Here is a 19348-nt window from a genome sequence, read left to right as displayed (position 1 = left end):
CGGTGGCGCTGGTCGACCCGGCCGCGGCCGACGCGGTGCCCGCCGAGCGTCGCCCCTGGCTGGCGGTCGACGCCGTGGCCCGGTCGCTGGGCGCGCTGCCCACGTTGCCGGCCGGGCTCGACGGGGAGCGGGTGATGGATGAGATCCAGACCCACCCGGGCGCACAGTACGTGGTGACGTCAGGCGAAGATGTCGTCGGCATTCTGCACATCGGGGACCTGGCACAGCTCCTCGAACCCAACCGGAAGATGACATCGTGACCGCAACGTCCCCCACCGTCCCGGCCGACGCCGCCAGCCCGGCGCTGACACCCGTGCATCGTGGGCCCTTCCGGCCCGGCGACCGGGTGCAGCTGACCGACCCGAAGGGGCGGATGCACACGGTGACGCTGGAGCCCGGCAAGGAGTTCCACACCCACCGGGGCATCCTGGCGCACGACGCGCTGATCGGGCTGCCCGACGGCAGTGTGGTGACCACCTCCGGCGGCGGCACCGCGTTCCTGGCGCTGCGGCCGCTGCTGTCGGACTACGTGCTCTCCATGCCGCGCGGCGCGCAGGTCATCTACCCGAAGGACTCGGCGCAGATCGTCGCGATGGGCGACATCTTCCCCGGCGCGAAGGTCCTGGAGGCCGGCGCCGGCTCCGGCGCGCTCAGCTGCTCGCTGCTGCGGGCCGTCGGCACCGAGGGGGAACTGCACTCGTTCGAGCTGCGCGACGACTTCGCGCAGATCGCCAAGCGCAACGTGGAGGCGTTCTTCAACGGCCCGCACCCGGCCTGGAACCTGCACGTCGGTGACGTGGCGCAGTGCCAGGAGACCGGTTTCGACCGGATCATCCTGGACATGCTGACTCCCTGGGAGACCCTCGACATGGTCGAGCGGGCGTTGGTGCCCGGCGGCGTGTTCATCGGCTACGTGGCCACCACGCCCCAGCTGTCGGAGCTGGTCGAGGCGCTGCGCGAGCGCGGCGGCTGGACCGAGCCGCGCGCCTGGGAGTCGCTGGTGCGCGACTGGCACGCCGAGGGCCTCGCCGTCCGCCCGGACCACCGGATGATCGCGCACACCGCGTTCCTGGTCTCCGCGCGCAAGCTCGCCCCCGGCGTCACCGCGCCGCCCCGGCGGCGCAAGCCCAGCAAGGGCACCGAGGCGTACGTGCAGCGTCGGCAGGACCTGCGCGACGCGGAGGCGGCCCGACAGGCGGCCGCCGCGCAGGCGGCAGGTGTGCAGCCCGACGCGACGGGGGAGATGGACAGGCCGTGACGATCGAGCTGGGCGCCGGCCTCACCGGGCGGGGGGAGGCGGCCGCATGAGCCGACCCGGCTACGGCGGGGGCGACCTGCCCGCGGTCTTTCCCGACTGGTCGCCCTACCAGGACCTGGAATCGGCGGCGCGGGCCTACCTGCGCGACCCGGACGTCGCCCTGGAGGCGCTCGGCGGGGTGCTGCGGGGCGCTTCGGTGCTCGGCTTCACCCTGGAGCGCTTCGTCAACGAGGTCAACGGGGTGTGGCAGGAGGTCGTGGTCTGCGACGGCAGCCGGCTGATCCTCTGGCACGGCGAGGACGTGCCGCCGGGGGAGGGGCCGCCGGGTTCGATGACCTCGTCGCTGCGGGTGGTGCCGGTTTCCACCGTCACCGAGGTCGGCTGCCGGCGTCGGCTCAACCGCTCCGAGAGCGGAGAGATCCGGGTCGACAGCATCGACGTCTACCTGCTGCTCTCCTCGCTCGACGAGCGCCGCCGAGCGAGGAGATGGCCGGCACGCCGCGGCATGACGCGCTGCGCTTCGGCAAGACGCTGGACGACGGCGGCGCCGGGCAGATCGCCCGGCTGGAGGAGTTCGCCCGGCTCGTCGCCTCGGTGGTCGGCCGCCCGATGCTCTGAGGCGTACCCCCGGGGACCCGGCCGGGCCGCGTGGCCCGGCCGGCGGGTCGCTCAGTCCTCGGCGTCCGGGCCGGCGACCTCGACGCCGTCGCCGCGCACCACGTGGATGCAGTCGCCCGGGCACTCCTTCGCGGAGTCGATCACTTCGAGTCGCAGGTGCTCGGGCACGTCGACGCGGCTGCCCGGCGCCATCCGCAACTCACCGTCGGCACCCTTGACGTACGCCAGACCGTCGATGTCGAACTCGAACACCTCCGGCGCGTACTGCACGCAGAGCCCATCGCCCGTGCAGAGATCCTGGTCCACCCAGACCTGCAACTGGTCGGTCGCGACCTCGGCCACCGGTGCACCCCCCATGTTCTCCCGTACCAGCCTCCGACGGTACCCGAACGCCAGTACCGGCCCGCCGGGCCACCCTTGGCGATCAAGGTTCGGTGACGAGGGTGTTGCGTGGGACCGAATCGGCCTCATAGCGGCTAGTGTTAGGGCAGAACGTTCAAGCCCCCCGGGGAGGTGGGACGTGGCAGCACGCAGCGACGACGCGGACTCGCGCGCCGCACGGTGGGAGAAGGAAGCCCACGATCTCTCCACGCAGGTCGCGTTTCTCCAAGAGGAACTCGCCCTGGTGCGGCGTAAGTTGACCGAAAGCCCCCGACACGTCCGGCAGCTCGAAGAGCGGCTGGCGGCCACCCAGGCACAGTTGGCGCGGCTGACCGAAAACAACGACCGGCTGGTGAGCACCCTCAAGGAGGCTCGCACGCAGATCGTGACGCTCAAGGAGGAGATCGACCGCCTCGCGCAACCGCCGAGTGGCTACGGCGTCTTCCTGGCCAAGCACGACGACGGCACCGTGGACGTCTTCACCGGCGGCCGCAAGCTGCGGGTCGCCGTCTCGCCCTCGCTGGACGTGGCGGAGCTGCGCCGCGGCCAGGAGGTCCTGCTCAACGACGCGCTGAACATCGTCGACGCGTTCGGTTACGAGCGGGTCGGCGAGGTGGTGATGCTCAAGGAGATCCTGGAGGGGCCGGGCGGCGGGCCGGGTGACCGGGCGCTGGTGGTCTCCCACTCCGACGAGGAGCGCATCGTGCACCTCGCCGAGACGCTCATCGGCTCGACGATCCGGGCCGGCGACTCGCTCATGATCGAGCCCCGTTCGGCGTACGCGTACGAGCGGATCCCGAAGAGCGAGGTCGAGGAGCTGGTCCTGGAGGAGGTGCCCGACGTCGACTACTCCGACATCGGTGGCCTCCAGTCGCAGATCGAGCAGATCCGCGACGCGGTGGAGCTGCCGTTCCTGCACGCGGACCTGTTCCGTGAGCACCAGCTCCGCCCGCCCAAGGGCATCCTGCTCTACGGCCCGCCCGGGTGCGGCAAGACGCTGATCGCCAAGGCGGTGGCCAACTCGCTGGCCAAGAAGATCGCCGAGCGGCAGGGCAAGGAGAAGCACACCAGCTTCTTCCTCAACATCAAGGGCCCCGAGCTGCTCAACAAGTACGTCGGCGAGACCGAGCGGCACATCCGGTTGATCTTCCAGCGAGCCCGGGAGAAGGCCGGCGAGGGCACCCCGGTGATCGTGTTCTTCGACGAGATGGACTCGATCTTCCGCACCCGCGGCTCCGGTGTCTCCTCCGACGTGGAGAACACCATCGTTCCCCAGCTGCTCAGTGAGATCGACGGCGTGGAGGGGCTGGAGAACGTCATCGTCATCGGCGCCTCCAACCGGGAAGACATGATCGACCCGGCGATCCTGCGCCCCGGTCGGCTCGACGTGAAGATCAAGATCGAGCGGCCGGACGCCGAGGCGGCCAAGGACATCTTCTCCAAGTACATCCTCTCCGGGCTGCCCCTACACCCGGACGACCTGGCCGAACACGGCGCCGACGCCCAGGCCACCGTCGCCGCCATGATCGACGCCGTGGTGCTGCGGATGTACTCGGAGACGGAGGAGAACCGCTTCCTCGAGGTCACCTACGCCAACGGTGACAAGGAAGTCCTCTACTTCAAGGATTTCAACTCCGGCGCGATGATCCAGAACATCGTCGACCGGAGCAAGAAGATGGCCATCAAGGAGTTCCTCACCTCCGGCCGCAAGGGGCTGCGCCTGCAGCACCTGCTCGACGCGTGCGTCGACGAGTTCCGCGAGAACGAGGACCTGCCCAACACCACCAACCCCGACGACTGGGCCCGGATCTCCGGCAAGAAGGGCGAGCGGATCGTCTACATCCGCACGCTCGTCTCCGGCGGCAAGGGCACCGAGGCCGGCCGGTCCATCGAGACCGCCAGCAACACCGGCCAGTACCTCTGATCACCCAGCGGCGCACCGGACCAGGTCCGGTGCCGCCGCTGCGTGTACCCCCGGCACCCACCCCACCTTGCCGAACCGGCGGGCCAACGGCCGCATCCGTTCCGGCTAGACTGCGGCGACTTCGCTGACCGACCGAACGAGGACTCCCGTGCGTGCCGACGCCACCATGGAAATGCCAGCAGTGCCAGGTGGCACCGACAACCGGAAGTCGGCGGGAACGCCGACCGCGCCGCCGGCCGCCCGGCGCCCCGGAATCGGCCCACTGCTCGCCATCCTGCTCGGCTGCTGGCTCGTTCCGTTCGCCGCGAACGCCGTACACGCCGCGTGGCTGCTGCCCCCGGTGGTCCTGCTCGGCACCGCCAGCCTGCTGCGCTCCGGCCGCACCCTGCTCGACCGGGTGATGCTCGCCCTCGCCCTGCTCGCCGGCCTCACCTGCGCCGCCGGGCTGCTCTTCACCGTCTGGCCCTGGGGCCTGCACCCGGTGCCCGTCACCGGCCTGGCGCTGACCGTGCTGACCCTGGCCGCCGTGCTGTCCCGGCGCGCGCCCCGCCTACCCCGCCCCGGCTGGTCCGATTTCGCCTCGCTCGCCGCGGCGGCCCTCGCCGCCGGCTACCTCGCCACCCCCTACCTGCGGGCCGACACCTTCGGTCAGCGACTCAACCTCGCCATGGTCGGCGAGGACAACGGCCGTCACCCTGCGCTCTTCGACGTGATCGGCCGCCTCGGCGGGTACCTCTTCCTCGACGCCGACAGCGCCCGCGAGCACATCTTCTCCGGCCTCGTCCACTACCCGCAGGGCTGGCACCTCACCACCGCGCTGCTCGACGGCTTCCTGCGCAGCGCCGGCGACCCACCGACCGGGGCGCGACTCATGGACCACTACGTGCTCTGGTGCCTCGCCACCTTCGCCGTGCTGCTCCTCGCGGTGACCTGGGCGGCCCAGCACGTCGCCGGCCCCCTGCACCCGCTGCGTCGCCTGGTCCTCATCATCGCCGCCACCGCCCTGGCGCTCGGCACCGAACTGCCCCGCCTGCTCGTCGCCGGCTACCCCAGCGAGACGTTCGGTCTCAGCCTGTCGGCGATCCTCATCGCCCTCGTCGTCCGCCCCCTGAACCGGCTGCGCGAACAACTCATCCTGGTCGGGGCGGTGCTGATCGGCATCGGCTTCAGCTACTACCTCTTCCTCTTCCCGACCGGGGCCATGGTGCTCTGCTGGCTCATCGCCGACCGGCGCCGGCTACGCGCCCGCCCCGGCACCGTCGCCGCCGTCGCCGTGCCCACCGCAGCGCTGGCTCCGCTGATCCCCCTGCTCGGCCTGCTCGTCGCCGGCCAGAGCGAGGCGCTCGCCGCCCCCGGCGGCACACCCCCGGTCGAGACCTACAACACCATGCTCGGGCTCGGCGCGGTCGTCGTCGCCGGCACCCTCGTACGCGCCAACCTCGCCGAGTCCACCTGGCGGCGCTACCTCGTCACCCTCGCCGTCGGCCTGCTCTTCTCGGCCAGCATGGCCGCCGTGAACCTCGCCAACGGCACCCAACCCGCGTACTACTTCGGCAAGACCGCCCACCTGGTCATCGTCGTCCTCATCATCGGCGCCGCCGCGCTCGCCCGCCTGCTGCCCGTGCCCGCCCAGGGCAGCGAGTCGGAGCCCCGGCGACGCCCCATCACCGGCGCCCTTCCCGCCGTCGCCACCGCCGCCCTGGTGACGCTCGCGGTGCTCGCCGGCACCGGCCTGGTCGGCTGGACCGGCGGCTTCTTCCACCGCACCCGCGGCAACGGCACCTGGGCGACGGACTGGGCCGACCGCGACGTACGGGCCATCACCCGCTCCGCGTCGGTCACCGCCACCGCCTACCGCAACTACCCGGCGATCCCCGGCACCGTCACCCTCGTCGTGGACAAGCAGGGCCTCCAGGGCTACCGAGAGTCGATCTTCCTCTCCGCCCTGCAGGGCACCAGCGGCCAGACCGAACCCGGCATCTACTTCCGGATCTACGACGAACCCGCCCGGACCGCGGAGATCCTGCGTCGCGTTCCCCGCCCGCTGCGCCTCATCGTCGCCGCCCCGGCGGCCCAGCAGGCCATCGACGGTGCGCTCAAGGCAGAGCCGGCCCTCCGGGACGGCCTGACCCTGGTGCCGCTCAAACCAGCCACCCCGCGCTGACGCGCCGCGCCGAGCGGCAGGGCCGCGCGGTGGGCCACCGCGCAGACTAGTCTCGATGGTGTGAGCGGCGGGCACGCCGGCTCCGTGGGGCGAGCGAAGCGAGTGGTCGCATGACGGTACGTCGGATCATGGGCACCGAGGTCGAGTACGGCATCTCCGTTCCCGGCCAGGCCGGAGCCAACCCGATGGTCACCTCGTCGCAGGTGGTCAACGCCTACGGGGCCCGCCCCGAACTCAACCGGGGTGGGCGGGCCCGCTGGGACTACGAGGAAGAGTCGCCGCTGCGTGACGCGCGGGGCTTCACCTACTCCGGTGCGGCCTACGACCCCGCGGAGGCGTTGGCCGACGAGGACCTCGGCCTGGCCAACGTGATACTCACCAACGGTGCGCGCCTCTACGTCGACCATGCCCACCCCGAATACTCGACCCCCGAGGTCACCACCCCCCGGGACGTGGTGCGTTGGGACAAGGCCGGCGAGCGGGTGATGGCCGAGGCGTCCCGCCGCGCCGCCACCATTCCGGGCAGCCACCCGATCCACCTGTACAAGAACAACACCGACAACAAGGGCGCCAGCTACGGCGCCCACGAGAACTACCTGATGCGCCGGCAGACCCCGTTCGCCGACATCGTGGCGTACCTGACGCCGTTCTTCGTCACCCGCCAGATCGTCTGCGGCGCCGGTCGCGTCGGCATCGGCCAGGACGGCGGGCAGAGCGGTTTCCAGATCTCCCAGCGCGCCGACTTCTTCGAGGTCGAGGTGGGTCTGGAGACCACCCTCAAGCGGCCCATCATCAACACCCGGGACGAGCCGCACGCCGACGCCGACAAGTACCGCCGGCTGCACGTCATCATCGGCGACGCCAACCTCTCGGAGATCTCCACCTACCTCAAGGTGGGCACCACTTCGCTGATCCTCACCATGATCGAGGAGAAGGCGCTCAGCGCCGACCTCGGCATCGCCGATCCGGTCAGCGAGCTGCGCGCGGTCAGCCACGACCCGACCCTGGCACACCTCATGCGGCTGCGTGACGGCCGCCGGCTCACCGCCCTCGACCTGCAATGGGCGTACCTGGAGCGGGTCCGGTCCTTTGTCGACGACCGGTACGGCACCGACGCCGACGAGCAGACCGTCGACGTGCTCGACCGCTGGGAGAGCGTACTGGACCGGCTCGGCCGCGATCCGATGCTCTGCGCCGACGAACTGGACTGGGTGGCCAAGCTGCGGCTGCTGGAGGGCTACCGGGAGCGGGAGAAGCTCGGCTGGGGCTCGCACAAGCTGCAGCTGGTCGACCTGCAGTACTCCGACGTCCGACCGGAGAAGGGCCTCTACCACCGGCTGGTCACCCGGGGGGCGATGAAGACGTTGCTCACCGACGACGAGTCCCGCAGCGCAATGACCGAGCCCCCGGAGGACACCCGGGCCTACTTCCGGGGCCGCTGCCTCGCCCAGTACGCCTCCGAGGTGGTCGCCGCGAGCTGGGACTCGGTGATCTTCGACGTGGGCCGGGAGTCGCTGGTCCGGGTGCCGATGATGGAACCGGAGCGGGGCACCCGCGCGCACGTCGGTGCCCTGTTCGACCGCTGCGCCAGCGCCAAGGACCTCCTGGAGACGCTGACCGGGGGCTGAGTGTGGGTCCGAACGCCCGTCGTGTGCCGCTAGCCGGCGCGCGGCGGGCTTTTCGTCGCCCGCGCGAGGTAAGTTCATCGCAGACGATCGTGGAGGAGGCAGCAGTGGCCACTCAAGACAGCGGCGGCCAGTCGCAGTCCGGCAAGTCCCGCCAGGGTGAGGAAATCGAGGACGTCACCACCGAGGTCAACCCCGAGGTGGCTGAGCGGCACGCCGAGATCACCGAGGACGTCGACGACCTGCTCGACGAGATCGACTCCGTCCTCGAAGAAAACGCAGAGGAATTCGTGAGGGGTTACGTACAAAAAGGAGGTCAGTGAACATATAGGGTAATTCGGACATGGCTCGGATCAACGATGACCGCGACGGGCTCCGCCGCTGCCGAGATTGCAGCGAATGGAAGCCGCTTGATCAGTTCTGTGTCCGTTCCAAGCGTCCCGATGGGCGGGGCAGCTACTGCAAGCCCTGCTTCAACGAGCGGTCCAAGGCAAGCTACGCGCGTCGGGTGACGGCAAAGTTCGACCGTGAGGTGCGCCCAAGCCGAGTCGTGCCGGAGGGGCACAGGTTCTGTCCGGCATGCGATGCGGTCAAGCCGTTCGATGCCTTCCCCCGTAACCGTGCGGACACCTCCGGATACGCCACCTATTGCAAACCCTGCCACAACACCAGGACCAGAGATGCGAAGGACCGGCTGTACGGGGGCAACCGCGAGTACCACCTGCGCAGGCGCTACGGCATCGGGGAGAAGGAGTTTCAGGAGCTCCTGGCCGAGCAGGGCGGGGTCTGCGCGATCTGCGGCGGCGCGGACCCTCAACATCTGGACCACGATCATCGCACCGGATGGGTGCGCGGGATACTCTGCTTCAACTGCAACGGTGGTCTTGGCCAGTTCCGTGACAGTCCCACGAGGCTGGCCAGGGCGATCACGTACCTGAGAGGAACCACGTGGCAGCGGGCTTTGATCCATCCGGGCGTCTACCAGATGTCTTCACCAACGCGGGGACGTCCTCGTTCACGACGTTCCTGAGCCGGGTGGCCCCCGAGATGCTGCCCGGTCGGCGACCGCTGCCGCCGGGCATGGCCGCCGACCTGGCGCCGCACGCGACCACCATCGTGGCCATCGCGGCCGCCGACGGTGTGGTGATGGCGGGCGACCGACGGGCCACCATGGGCAACCTGATCGCCCAGCGCGACATCGAGAAGGTGCACCCGGCCGACGCGTACTCGCTGGTCGGCATCGCGGGTACCGCGGGCATCGGGATCGAGCTGATGCGGCTGTTCCAGGTGGAGCTGGAGCACTACGAGAAGATCGAGGGCGCGATGCTCTCGCTGGACGGCAAGGCCAACCGGTTGGCCTCGATGATCCGGGGCAACCTGGGCGCGGCGATGCAGGGGCTGGCCGTGGTGCCGCTCTTCGCCGGCTTCGACCTGGCCGCCGCCGACCCCTCCAAGGCTGGTCGGATCTTCAGCTTCGACGTGACGGGTGGCCCGTACGAGGAGACCGGCTACGACGCGATCGGGTCCGGGTCGCTGTTCGCCAAGTCCGCGCTGAAGAAGCGGTTCCGGGCCGGGCTGTCCGTCGCGGACGCGACCCGGCTCGCGGTCGAGGCGCTCTACGACGCGGCCGACGACGACACCGCGACCGGCGGACCGGATCTGACCCGGCGGATCTACCCCGTGGTGATGACCGCGACCGCCGAGGGCACCTACCGGCTCACCGACGCCGAGACGGCGACGATCGCCGAGGGCGTTGTCGCCGGCCGGATGGAGAACCCGGGCGGTTGAGCCCTGCCCACCCCCACCAGCCAGCAGTCGTCAGCACAGCGCCGTTAGGAGAACCGCCGCCGTGGCCATGCAGTTCTACGCCTCGCCCGAACAGATCATGCGCGACCGTTCCGAGCTGGCCCGTAAGGGCATCGCTCGAGGACGCAGCGCGGTGGTCCTGAGCTACTCCGGCGGGGTGCTCTTCGTCGCGGAGAACCTCTCCAGTGCCCTGCACAAGGTCAGCGAGATCTACGACCGGATCGGCTTCGCCGCCGTCGGCCGGTACAACGAGTTCGAGAACCTGCGTCGTGCGGGTGTACGAATGGCCGACCTGAACGGGCTCAGCTACGACCGTCGGGACGTGACCGGTCGGGCCCTGGCCAACGCGTTCGCGCAGACCCTGGGTGCGATCTTCACCGAGCAGTCGAAGCCGTTCGAGGTGGAGATCTGCGTGGCGGAGGTCGGGCCCACGCCCGCCGACGACGAGTTGTACCGGCTCACCTACGACGGTTCGGTCAACGACGAGCCGGGGCGGATGGCGATGGGCGGGCAGGCCGAGGCGATCACCGGCGTGCTGAAGTCCAACCACCGGCCGGACATGTCCCTCGCCGAGGCGGTGAAGGTGGCGGTGCAGGCGCTGAGCACCGTCGGCGGGGAGGGCGGTGCCGCCCGGACGATCGCCGCGAACCAGCTCGAGGTGGCGGTGCTGGACCGTCAGCGGGTCGGTCGGACGTTCCGGCGGATCACCGGGGCCGCGCTGACCGCGTTGCTGGACGGGGAGTCCGCGCCGCCGACGAGCGACCGACCGGACACGCCGAGCGTGCCGACCGGGGAGGCGGGCAAGCCGACCAGTTCCGCGGGCTCCGCCGACCTGGAGGATCGGCCGGGTCAGCCCGACAGCTGACCGTGTGACGAGAAAGCGCCGGGGCCCGCGTGAGCGAGCCCCGGCGCTTCTGTCTGTCCGGCTGGGTCAGCGGCGTTGGAGCAGCGGCCGGGCGAGGGCCCAGTAGCCGGCCGCGACGGCGTTGAACACGCCCATGCCGGGAGGCGAGTCGACGTTCGACGGGGCGACGCGGGCGGTCATCAGCTCGGCGATCACCCCGTCGGGCACGGTGCGTTCGCGTTGGAGTTGACGGCGGCGGGCGCCCACCCAGGCACGGTTGCGCCACAGCCAGCCCCAACCGCGGGTCTTCTGCCTGGTCCAGCCGCCGGCGAGCGCGGCGGCGAGCATGGCGGCCTCGGTGAGCAGCAGCATCGGGGCGAGCACCACCAGCGTCCGGGTCTGGTACGCGGTGAGCAGCGTGACCAGCCGGTTGCGTTCCACCAGGTAGAGCTTGAGGTCGTTGCGGGAGAACTCGTAGTGGTGGCGTACGACAGCGTCGGGAACGTACTCCAGGCGGAGGCCGCGTTGCCAGAGCCGCAGGCTGAGTTCGGTGTCCTCGTGGTAGGCGAAGTACTCGGCGGCGAAGCCGTCGAGTTCCTGCCAACGTTCCCGGCTGATCACGAAGCAGCAGCCGCTGAGGGACGGCACGGTGCTGCGTACGGCGTGCGCGGTGGCGGGTTCGCCGTTGCCGCCGGCCCAGGACAGCCCGGTGAAGTGCAGCGGGTTGCCGGAGGTGTTGATCAGCTCGGGGTTGTCGGCGAGCCGGATGGACGCCATGGCCGCGCCGACGCCCGGTTCGGCGGCCACCGCCACGGTCTTGGCGAGGGCGTCGGGGTCGACGACGGCGTCGGAGTTGACGAAGACGAGCCAGTCGCCGGTGGCTTCGGCGGCGCCGACCCGGCAACCGCCGGAGTAGCCGGTGTTCTGTTCGGGTCGGACCACCCGGACCTGGGGGAAGCCCTTGACGACGTCGATGCCGTCGCCGGTGCAGCCGTTGTCGACGACGACCAGGTCGATGTCGACGTCGGTGCTGGCCAGCACTGCCCGGGCGGCGTCGACCAGGTACGGCTCGGTGCCGTAGGCGAGCATCACCGCGGTCACCTGTGGGCGGGTCATCGGATGCCTCCGGATACGGCAGGGGCGACGGCGTCGTCGAGGGGCCGGGTGGGGGTGGTGGGTCGGCGGAAGCCGCCGCGTAGCAGCACCGCCATGGTGGCGGCCACGACGACGGAGCCGATGGTGTACGCCAGTTCGACCCGCAGGGTGACCGGCGCCGGGACCAGCGTCACGGCGATCAGGGCGGCGACGCCGACGGCCCAGGCGACGGCCTGCGCACGGTGCCGGTCGAGGGCGAGCAGTGCCTGGCCGAGCACCATGGCCCAGAGGTAGGCGAGGGTGGCGGCGGCCAGCCAGGCGAAGTCGCCGTGGCCGAGGACGTCGGGTGCGTCGAAGAGGGTGCGGACCAGCCATGGGCCGATCAGCACGGCGCCGAGCGCCCCGGTGAGGCCGAGGGCGGTGACGATGCCGAGCGCGCGACGCAGCAGGCTGTTGAAGCCGGCGTGGTCGCCGGTGGTGGCGGTGGTCGCCAGGCCCGGTAGCAGCGACGCCTGCATCGAGCCGAAGACGAACAGCGGGATGCGGACCAGCACGAGGGCGGAGAGCAGCGCGCCGGCGGCGACGACATCGTCGGGGGCGAGCAGCTTGACGTTGATGACGCCGACGTTGACCACGACCTGGGAGAGCAGGCTGGAGACGATGAGCAGGCTGAGACCGCGCAGCAGGGCGGTCCAGGCCACCGGGGGGCCGCCGCCGACGGTGCGCAGCACCGGGCTGAGGGTGACCAGGACGCTGACCAGTGGGGCGGCGACCAGCACGAGGCCGTACCAGACGGGGGAGGTGACCCCGGTCAGGCCGAGCAGGGCGACGAGGATGATCCGCAGGCCGCCGTCGATGCCGAGTTGGGTGCCGTACCAGGGGAAGAGCTGCAGGCCGGAGAGGACGCCGCGGGTGGCGTAGGCGACGGCCATCGCGGCGAGCGCGCCGACCAGCACGGTGACCATGGTGCCGTCGCCGTCGAAGAGTTTGTCGGCGATGAGCTGACGGCCGGCGGTGACGGTCAGCACCAGTACGGCGAGCAGCACGGCGGCCACGGTGACGCCGCGGGCCAGCACCGGCCCCGGGGGGAGCCCCTGGCTGTGTCGGGCGGCGACGACCCGGGCGACCTCCTGCTCGACGGGCATGAACACGCCGATGCCGAGGGTGAACACGATCGCCCAGAGCACCGACAGCGAGTTGTAGTCGGCTTCGGTGAGGCTGTGGCCGGCGACCGCGAGGTGGACGTAGGAGGCGAGGCCGAGGAGGCCCAGCCCGGCACCAACAGCGATGGTGCCGGGCGGGATCAGGCGCAGCAGGCGACGGATCACCGGCGGATGAGGGCCAGCGTGAGCACCGCGAACGCGCGACCGAGGTAGATCATCGCCTTGGCGGGGGAGTGGCTGGGGGTGCCGGCCATCCGCTTGCGCATGGCGACCGGCACCTGCCGGATGCGGAAGCCGCGTCGGGCGGTGTGCACCAGGGTCTCCACCGTGTCGCCGAGGTACTCGGCCGGGTACCAGCCGGCGAACATCTCGATGACGCGCCGGTTGGCGGCCCGGAAGCCGGAGGTGGTGTCGGTGAGCTTGGTGCGGGCGACCCGGGACAGCACGGCGGAGAGCATGACCATGGCCCAGCGGCGGGGGCCGCGGACGTTGTAGTCACCCTCGCCGGCGAAGCGGGCGCCGATGACCAGGTCGTTGTCCTCGAGCAGGTCCACGAGCTTCGGCACGTAGCGCGGGTCGTGCTGGCCGTCGGCGTCGATCTGGATGGCGACGTCGTAGTCGTTGTCGCGGGCGTAGCGGTAGCCGAGGCGCATGGCCCCGCCGACACCGAGGTTGTACGGCAGTTTCGCGACCCGGGCGCCGGCGGCGGCGGCGACGGCGGCGGTGCGGTCGGTGGAGCCGTCGTCGACGACGAGCACGTCGACGCCGGGCAGCTCGCCGCGGACCTCCCCGACGACGTCGGCGATGGAGCCCGACTCGTTGAGGGCCGGGATGATGATCAAGGTGCGCTTGCCGTTAACCATCGGTGGACACCAGTTCGTCTCGGGCCGCCCGGTCCGCGTCGATCTGCGCGCGGAGCAGGGCGAAGTCTTCGGCCAGGGTGCGGGTCTCTTCTTCCAGGGCGCTCACCTCCCAGCTGAGGTGTACGCACACCAGCAGCAGGAAGACGATGCCGAGGAAGAGCACCAGGCTGACACCGGAGGCGACGCCGAGGAGTTCAGCGACGTTGTCGAGCAGCCGGGGGAACAGGGACAGCGGGATCACGATGATCAGCACGGCGAGCCAGAGCATGCCGTACTTCTCGCGCAGCTGACGACGGCGCAGCAGCTCGACGATGGTGCCGAGCAGCAGCAGGCCGGTCAGGCCGGTGACGAGGGTGAGCTTCATGCGACCTTCCACGGGGCGGGTGGAGCGGGGGAGTGGAACGCGTCAACCAGGGTGGAGTGCCAATCCGGAAGCGGCGGCAGACCCGCGGCCGCCCAGCGGCTGTGCCCTAGCACACTGTACGCCGGACGGGGGGCGGGACGAGGATACCGGTCGCTGGTGGTGGGTCGGATCCGGTCCGGGTCCAGACCGGCCAGCGTGAACGCGGCGCGGGCAAGCCCGTACCAGGTGGTCTCGCCGGCGCAGGTGCCGTGGTAGACGCCGGGAGCCGCCCGACCCTCCAGGGCGGCGTCGGCGAGCGCGACCAGCCGCTCGGCGAGTCGGTACGACCAGGTGGGTTGCCCGTGCTGGTCGTCGACCACGTCGAGGTGCTCGCGCTGGCTGGCGAGCCGCAGCATGGTGGCCACGAAGTTCGGGCCGTGAGCGCCGTACAGCCAGGCGGTGCGGACCACGTACCCGGTTTCCGGCAGCAGGCGGGCGACGGCCTGCTCGCCGACCAACTTGCCGCGGCCGTACGCGTTGACCGGCGCGGTGGGTGCGTCCTCCGGGTAGGGGGAGTCCGCGTCGCCGGCGAGGACGTAGTCGGTGGAGACCTGGATCAACCGGGTGCCGCCGGTGGCGCACGCCGCGGCGAGGTTCGCCACGCCGTGGCCGTTGACGGCGGTGGCCGCGGCCTCGTCGGTCTCGGCGCCGTCGACGTTGGTCCACGCCGCTGCGTTGATCACGACGTCGTGCCCGGCGACCGCGGCGCGGACCGCGGTGGGGTCGGTGACGTCCAGGTCGGCGCGGGCGGCAGCGGTGACCTTCAGGTCGGGCCGGGTCGCCAGCACGGTGACCAGGTCCCGGCCGAGCATCCCGCCGGCGCCGGTGACGAGTAGTCGGGTCATGCGGTGGGGGCCGACTTCAGCGGCTCCCACCAGGCCCGGTTCTCCTGGTACCAGCGCACGGTGTCGGCGAGGCCCTCGTCGAGGGTGATGCTGGGGTTGTAGCCCAGCTCCTCGCTGATCTTGGTGATGTCGAGGGAGTAGCGGCGGTCGTGGCCCTTGCGGTCGGCGACCGGCACGACCCGGTCCCAGTCGGCGCCGCAGGCGTCGAGGAGCCGGCCGGTGAGCTCCTTGTTGGTCAGCTCGGTGCCGCCGCCGATGTTGTAGACCTCGCCGGCGCGGCCCTTCTGCTGGACCAGGGCGATGCCGCGGCAGTGGTCGTGCACGTGCAGCCAGTCGCGGATGTTGCCGCCGTCGCCGTAGAGCGGAACGGTCCCGCCGTCGAGCAGGTTGGTCACGAACAGCGGGATGACCTTCTCGGGGAACTGGTACGGGCCGTAGTTGTTGGAGCAGCGGGTGACGACCACGTCCATGCCGTGGGTGCGGTGGTAGGCCAGGGCGAGCAGGTCGGAGCCGGCCTTGGACGCCGAGTACGGCGAGTTCGGGGCCAGCGGCCAGGTCTCGGTCCAGGAGCCCTCGTCGATGGAGCCGTAGACCTCGTCGGTCGAGACGTGCACGAACCGGCCGGTGCGGTGGCGCAGCGCGGCGTCGAGCAGGGTCTGGGTGCCCAGCACGTTGGTGGTGACGAACGGCGCGGCGCCGGCGATCGACCGGTCGACGTGTGACTCGGCGGCGAAGTGCACGATCACGTCGTGGTCCGCGACGACCTCGTCGACCACGACCGGGTCGCAGATGTCGCCCTGCACGAACCGTAGTCGCGGGTCGTCGCGTACCGGGTCGAGGTTGGCCAGGTTGCCCGAGTAGGTCAGCTTGTCGAGCACGGTCACGACCGCCGGCTCGAGCGGCGGCACGCCCTCGGCGCTGCCCAGGGGCTTGCCCAAGAGCAGACGAACGTACTCCGACCCGATGAATCCGGCTCCGCCGGTGACGAGGATCCTCACGGGTCCGGAAGTGTACGCGAAGTTCGACGCGCGGCGTGGGACGCGACCCCCACGCACATTCCGTAGCCGTGCCGGTAGGCTTCCCCGGTGCGTGGAATCCTACTTGCCGGCGGCACCGGATCCCGGCTCTGGCCGATCACCCGGGCGGTCTCGAAGCAGCTGATGCCGGTCTTCGACAAGCCGATGGTCTACTACCCGCTCTCCACCCTGGTGATGTCCGGGGTACGGGAGATCCTGGTGATCACGACCCCGGAGGACCAGGACCAGTTCCGTCGGCTGCTCGGCGACGGCAGCCAGTTCGGGCTGCGGCTGGAGTACGTCAGCCAGGAGCGCCCGGAGGGCATCGCACAGGCGTTCATCCTCGGCGCGGACTTCATCGGCGACGAGTCGGTGGCGCTGATCCTCGGCGACAACATCTTCCACGGCGTGGGTCTGGGTCGGCAGCTCGCCGACCACGGTGACCCGGTCGGCGGCCGGGTCTTCGCCTACCAGGTGGCCAACCCGCAGGAGTACGGCGTGGTCGACTTCGACGCCGACGGCCGGGTGCTCTCGATCGAGGAGAAGCCGGCCCGGCCGAAGTCCCGTTACGCGGTGCCCGGCCTGTACTTCTACGACAACCGGGTGGTCGACATCGCCCGCAAGCTCACCCCGAGCGCCCGCGGCGAGCTGGAGATCACGGCGGTCAATGAGGTGTACCGGGAGACCGGGGAGCTGTCGGTGACCGTGCTGGACCGGGGCACGGCCTGGCTCGACACCGGCACGTTCACCTCGATGATGCAGGCCGCGGAGTTCGTCCGGGTGGTCGAGGAGCGGCAGGGCCTCAAGATCGGTTGTGTCGAGGAGGTGGCCTGGCGGGCCGGCCTGATCGACGACGATCACCTGCGCGCGCTGGCCGCGCCGCTGACCAAGAGCGGGTACGGCGACTACCTGCTCGGCCTGCTGGCCGAGCGCGACAGCAGCCACGGGGCGTCCTGGTGAAGATCCGGCAGCTGAGCATCGAGGGCGCCTGGGAGATCACCCCGCAGCAGCACGGCGACCCGCGCGGCATGTTCATGGAGTGGTACCGCTTCGACCGGCTCGCCGAGGCGGTCGGGCATCCGCTGCGGCTGGCACAGGCCAACCTGTCGGTCTCCGCGCGCGGCGTGGTGCGCGGCGTCCACTTCGCCGACGTGCCCCCCGGGCAGGCCAAGTACGTCACGTGTGTGCGGGGCGCGGTGCTCGACGTGATCGTGGACCTGCGGGTGGGCTCGCCGACGTTCGGCCGGTGGGAGGGTGTCCGGCTCGACGACACCGATCGCCGGGCGGTCTACCTCAGCGAGGGCCTGGGGCACGGCTTCTGCGCGCTGACCGACGACGCGACGCTCAGCTACCTCTGCTCGGCCACCTACAACCCGACGGGTGAGCACGCCGTGCACCCGCTGGACGAGGAACTGGGCATCGAGTGGCCCGCCGACGTCCCGTTGCTGTCCGCGCGCGACGACGCGGCGCCGACGCTGGCGCAGGCCCGCGAGCGGGGCCTGTTGCCGGAGTACGACGCCTGCCGGCGGTTCGTGGCGAGCATCGGGCCGGACGGAATGTCGCACTCAGCCGGTATGTGACCGCGCTCGGGGCACGACCTGTGGTGTGACAGTGACGAACGGGGCCTCCGGGCGGCTAATGTCACACCATGGAGCGGCGAATCTTCGGCCTCGAGACCGAGTACGGCGTCACCTGCACCTATCGCGGGCAGCGGCGGCTGTCCCCGGACGAGGTCGCGCGGTATCTGTTCCGTCGCGTGGTCTCCTGGGGCCGGTCGAGCAACGTGTTCCTGCGCAATGGGGCCCGGCTCTACCTGGACGTCGGGTCGCATCCGGAGTACGCCACTCCGGAGTGCGACTCGGTGACCGACCTGGTCGCCCACGACCGGGCCGGCGAGCGGATCCTGGAGGGTCTGCTCGTCGACGCGGAGAAGCGGCTGCACGACGAGGGCATCGCGGGTGAAATCTACCTGTTCAAGAACAACACCGACTCGGCCGGCAACTCGTACGGCTGCCACGAGAACTACCTGGTCTCCCGGCACGGCGAGTTCGGCCGGCTCGCCGACGTGCTCATCCCGTTCCTGGTCACCCGGCAGTTGATCTGCGGGGCTGGCAAGGTCCTGCAGACCCCGCGCGGCGCGGTCTACTGCCTGTCGCAGCGGGCCGAGCACATCTGGGAGGGAGTCTCCTCGGCGACCACCCGCAGCCGTCCGATCATCAACACCCGCGACGAGCCGCACGCCGACGCCGAGCGTTACCGGCGGCTGCACGTGATCGTCGGGGATTCCAACATGAACGAGGTCACCACGCTGCTGAAGGTCGGCACCGCCGACATCGTGCTGCGGATGATCGAGGCCGGGGTGGTGATGCGCGACCTGTCCCTGGAGAACCCGATCCGGGCCATCCGGGAGGTGTCGCACGACATCACCGGCCGCCGCAAGGTCCGCTTGGCCTCCGGCAAGGAGGTCAGCGCCCTGGACATCCAGCAGGAATACCTGGCCAAGGCCACCGAGTTCGTCGAGCGACGCGGTGGCGACCAGGCCGCGAAACGCGTCGTCGAGCTGTGGGGCCGGGTGCTGCACGCGGTGGAGACGGGCGACCTGGAGCCGGTCTCCCGGGAGATCGACTGGGTCAGCAAGCTGCGGCTGATCGAGCGTTACCAGCGCAAGCACGACCTGCCGCTGTCGCACCCCCGGGTGGCGCAGATGGACCTGGCCTACCACGACGTGCGCCGCGGTCGCGGCCTCTACGGGCTGCTGGAGCGCCGCGGCGAGGTCGACCGGGTGGCCACCGACCCGGAGATCTTCGAGGCCAAGGAGACCCCGCCGCAGACCACCCGGGCCCGGCTGCGTGGCGAGTTCATCCGGCACGCCCAGGAGAAGCGGCGGGACTTCACCGTCGACTGGGTGCACCTGAAGCTCAACGACCAGGCGCAGCGCACCGTGCTCTGCAAGGATCCGTTCCGGGCGTACGACGAGCGGGTGGAGCGGTTGATCGCCAGCATGTGACGTGTTGTGCCGGCCCCGGCGGTGGTGTCCGTCGCCGGGGCTGGTCGGCCCGGTAGTCTGGGCGCGCCATGACGACTTCTGGACCTTCCGACCGCCCCGGGGGCGGCACCGAGCGGCAGAACTGGGTCGAACGTCGGCGGGAAAAGATCCGCGCCGAGATCGACCGGAACCGCCGCGGCGAGTACACCGTGCCGACGTGGGTGCTGGCCCTGGCGTTGGTCGTCATCGTCGGCGGCTGGCTCGCCCTGATCTTCCTCGCCTGATCCAACCCCACCCCCACCCCTGCCCCCGCTGTCAGAGCGTTGATCATGAAGTTATTGCCATGACACGCCGAGG

19 protein-coding genes and 2 pseudogenes are annotated in these 19348 nt (G+C 70.7%); 14 read left to right on the top strand and 7 right to left on the bottom strand.

The features are described 5' to 3' along the window. The 3 genes and pseudogenes from JNW91_RS20260 to JNW91_RS20250 all read left to right on the top strand — a co-directional run. Window positions 1-260: pseudogene (locus JNW91_RS20260) on the top strand (peptidase M50); the annotation flags it as partial. After that, complete coding sequence (locus JNW91_RS20255; RefSeq protein WP_407664358.1) at window positions 257-1258, top strand: tRNA (adenine-N1)-methyltransferase; 1002 nt, start codon at window positions 257-259, stop codon at window positions 1256-1258. The pseudogene JNW91_RS20260 and the gene JNW91_RS20255, both read left to right, overlap by 4 nt. 46 nt (window positions 1259-1304) lie before the next feature. Then, window positions 1305-1876 (top strand): annotated as a pseudogene (locus JNW91_RS20250) (hypothetical protein). 51 nt (window positions 1877-1927) lie between these two features. Here the strand turns inward: JNW91_RS20250 and JNW91_RS20245 are convergent. Beyond that, window positions 1928-2218 carry a ferredoxin gene (locus JNW91_RS20245; protein WP_074309704.1) on the bottom strand — a complete coding sequence of 97 codons (291 nt, stop codon included), beginning with the start codon at window positions 2216-2218 and terminating at the stop codon, window positions 1928-1930. Between the two features lie 178 nt (window positions 2219-2396). Here JNW91_RS20245 and arc point away from each other — a divergent pair, with 178 nt between their 5' ends. The 7 genes from arc (at window position 2397) to prcA (ending at window position 10641) form a co-directional block, all read left to right on the top strand. Next, the gene (arc, locus tag JNW91_RS20240; RefSeq protein ID WP_203177093.1) at window positions 2397-4181 is read left to right on the top strand and encodes a proteasome ATPase; all 1785 of its coding nucleotides are present in this window, start codon (window positions 2397-2399) and stop codon (window positions 4179-4181) included. Window positions 4182-4353: 172 nt separating this feature from the next. Next, window positions 4354-6345, top strand: coding sequence for a hypothetical protein (locus JNW91_RS20235; protein ID WP_203177092.1), 1992 nt, complete (start codon window positions 4354-4356; stop codon window positions 6343-6345). A 110-nt stretch (window positions 6346-6455) separates the two neighbouring features. Next, the gene (gene dop, locus JNW91_RS20230) at window positions 6456-7973 is read left to right on the top strand and encodes a depupylase/deamidase Dop (RefSeq protein ID WP_407664357.1); all 1518 of its coding nucleotides are present in this window, start codon (window positions 6456-6458) and stop codon (window positions 7971-7973) included. A 104-nt stretch (window positions 7974-8077) separates the two neighbouring features. Next, the gene (locus tag JNW91_RS20225) at window positions 8078-8293 is read left to right on the top strand and encodes a ubiquitin-like protein Pup (protein WP_203177091.1); all 216 of its coding nucleotides are present in this window, start codon (window positions 8078-8080) and stop codon (window positions 8291-8293) included. Window positions 8294-8313: 20 nt separating this feature from the next. Further along, window positions 8314-9000, top strand: coding sequence for an endonuclease VII domain-containing protein (locus JNW91_RS20220; RefSeq protein WP_203177090.1), 687 nt, complete (start codon window positions 8314-8316; stop codon window positions 8998-9000). Further along, a complete protein-coding gene (prcB, locus tag JNW91_RS20215; protein ID WP_203177089.1) occupies window positions 8919-9758 on the top strand; it encodes a proteasome subunit beta in 840 nt (279 codons plus the stop codon). Before JNW91_RS20220 ends, prcB begins: the two co-directional genes overlap by 82 nt. Window positions 9759-9819: 61 nt before the next feature. Next, window positions 9820-10641 (top strand): proteasome subunit alpha, encoded by an 822-nt coding sequence (gene prcA / locus JNW91_RS20210; protein ID WP_203177088.1) that lies wholly within the window; start codon window positions 9820-9822, stop codon window positions 10639-10641. 66 nt (window positions 10642-10707) lie between these two features. Here the strand turns inward: prcA and JNW91_RS20205 are convergent, their stop codons facing one another. Genes JNW91_RS20205 through rfbB form a run of 6 tightly spaced genes read right to left on the bottom strand, consistent with a single transcriptional unit; the run spans window position 10708 to window position 15987 of the window. After that, a complete protein-coding gene (locus JNW91_RS20205) occupies window positions 10708-11736 on the bottom strand; it encodes a glycosyltransferase family 2 protein (RefSeq protein ID WP_203177087.1) in 1029 nt (342 codons plus the stop codon). Continuing rightward, on the bottom strand, window positions 11733-13043 hold the full coding sequence (locus tag JNW91_RS20200) for a lipopolysaccharide biosynthesis protein (protein ID WP_309244432.1): 1311 nt from the start codon (window positions 13041-13043) through the stop codon (window positions 11733-11735). Before JNW91_RS20200 ends, JNW91_RS20205 begins: the two co-directional genes overlap by 4 nt. Next, window positions 13040-13741: a glycosyltransferase family 2 protein gene (locus tag JNW91_RS20195; RefSeq protein WP_203177086.1), complete on the bottom strand. Its 702-nt coding sequence runs from the start codon at window positions 13739-13741 to the stop codon at window positions 13040-13042. Before JNW91_RS20195 ends, JNW91_RS20200 begins: the two co-directional genes overlap by 4 nt. Next, on the bottom strand, window positions 13734-14105 hold the full coding sequence (locus JNW91_RS20190; protein WP_139584287.1) for a DUF2304 domain-containing protein: 372 nt from the start codon (window positions 14103-14105) through the stop codon (window positions 13734-13736). Before JNW91_RS20190 ends, JNW91_RS20195 begins: the two co-directional genes overlap by 8 nt. Further along, window positions 14102-14989, bottom strand: coding sequence for a dTDP-4-dehydrorhamnose reductase (rfbD, locus tag JNW91_RS20185; protein ID WP_203177085.1), 888 nt, complete (start codon window positions 14987-14989; stop codon window positions 14102-14104). Before rfbD ends, JNW91_RS20190 begins: the two co-directional genes overlap by 4 nt. Next, complete coding sequence (gene rfbB / locus JNW91_RS20180; RefSeq protein WP_203177084.1) at window positions 14986-15987, bottom strand: dTDP-glucose 4,6-dehydratase; 1002 nt, start codon at window positions 15985-15987, stop codon at window positions 14986-14988. The genes rfbD and rfbB overlap by 4 nt, the downstream gene beginning before the upstream one ends. A gap of 87 nt (window positions 15988-16074) precedes the next feature. Here rfbB and rfbA point away from each other — a divergent pair, with 87 nt between their 5' ends. The 4 genes from rfbA to JNW91_RS20160 all read left to right on the top strand — a co-directional run bounded on the left by rfbA (window position 16075) and on the right by JNW91_RS20160 (window position 19275). Next, window positions 16075-16965: a glucose-1-phosphate thymidylyltransferase RfbA gene (rfbA, locus tag JNW91_RS20175; RefSeq protein ID WP_203177083.1), complete on the top strand. Its 891-nt coding sequence runs from the start codon at window positions 16075-16077 to the stop codon at window positions 16963-16965. Then, window positions 16962-17585 (top strand): dTDP-4-dehydrorhamnose 3,5-epimerase, encoded by a 624-nt coding sequence (rfbC, locus tag JNW91_RS20170; protein WP_203177082.1) that lies wholly within the window; start codon window positions 16962-16964, stop codon window positions 17583-17585. Before rfbA ends, rfbC begins: the two co-directional genes overlap by 4 nt. Window positions 17586-17653: 68 nt before the next feature. Then, window positions 17654-19012, top strand: coding sequence for a Pup--protein ligase (gene pafA, locus JNW91_RS20165; protein ID WP_089021075.1), 1359 nt, complete (start codon window positions 17654-17656; stop codon window positions 19010-19012). A gap of 68 nt (window positions 19013-19080) precedes the next feature. Then, the gene (locus JNW91_RS20160; RefSeq protein WP_203177081.1) at window positions 19081-19275 is read left to right on the top strand and encodes a hypothetical protein; all 195 of its coding nucleotides are present in this window, start codon (window positions 19081-19083) and stop codon (window positions 19273-19275) included. Window positions 19276-19348: the final 73 nt, after the last annotated feature.

The organism is Micromonospora parastrephiae (genome assembly GCF_016802865.1).
GTDB classification, from domain to species: Bacteria; Actinomycetota; Actinomycetes; order Mycobacteriales; family Micromonosporaceae; genus Micromonospora; species Micromonospora parastrephiae.
This window is presented reverse-complemented; position numbering and strand designations above follow the sequence as displayed.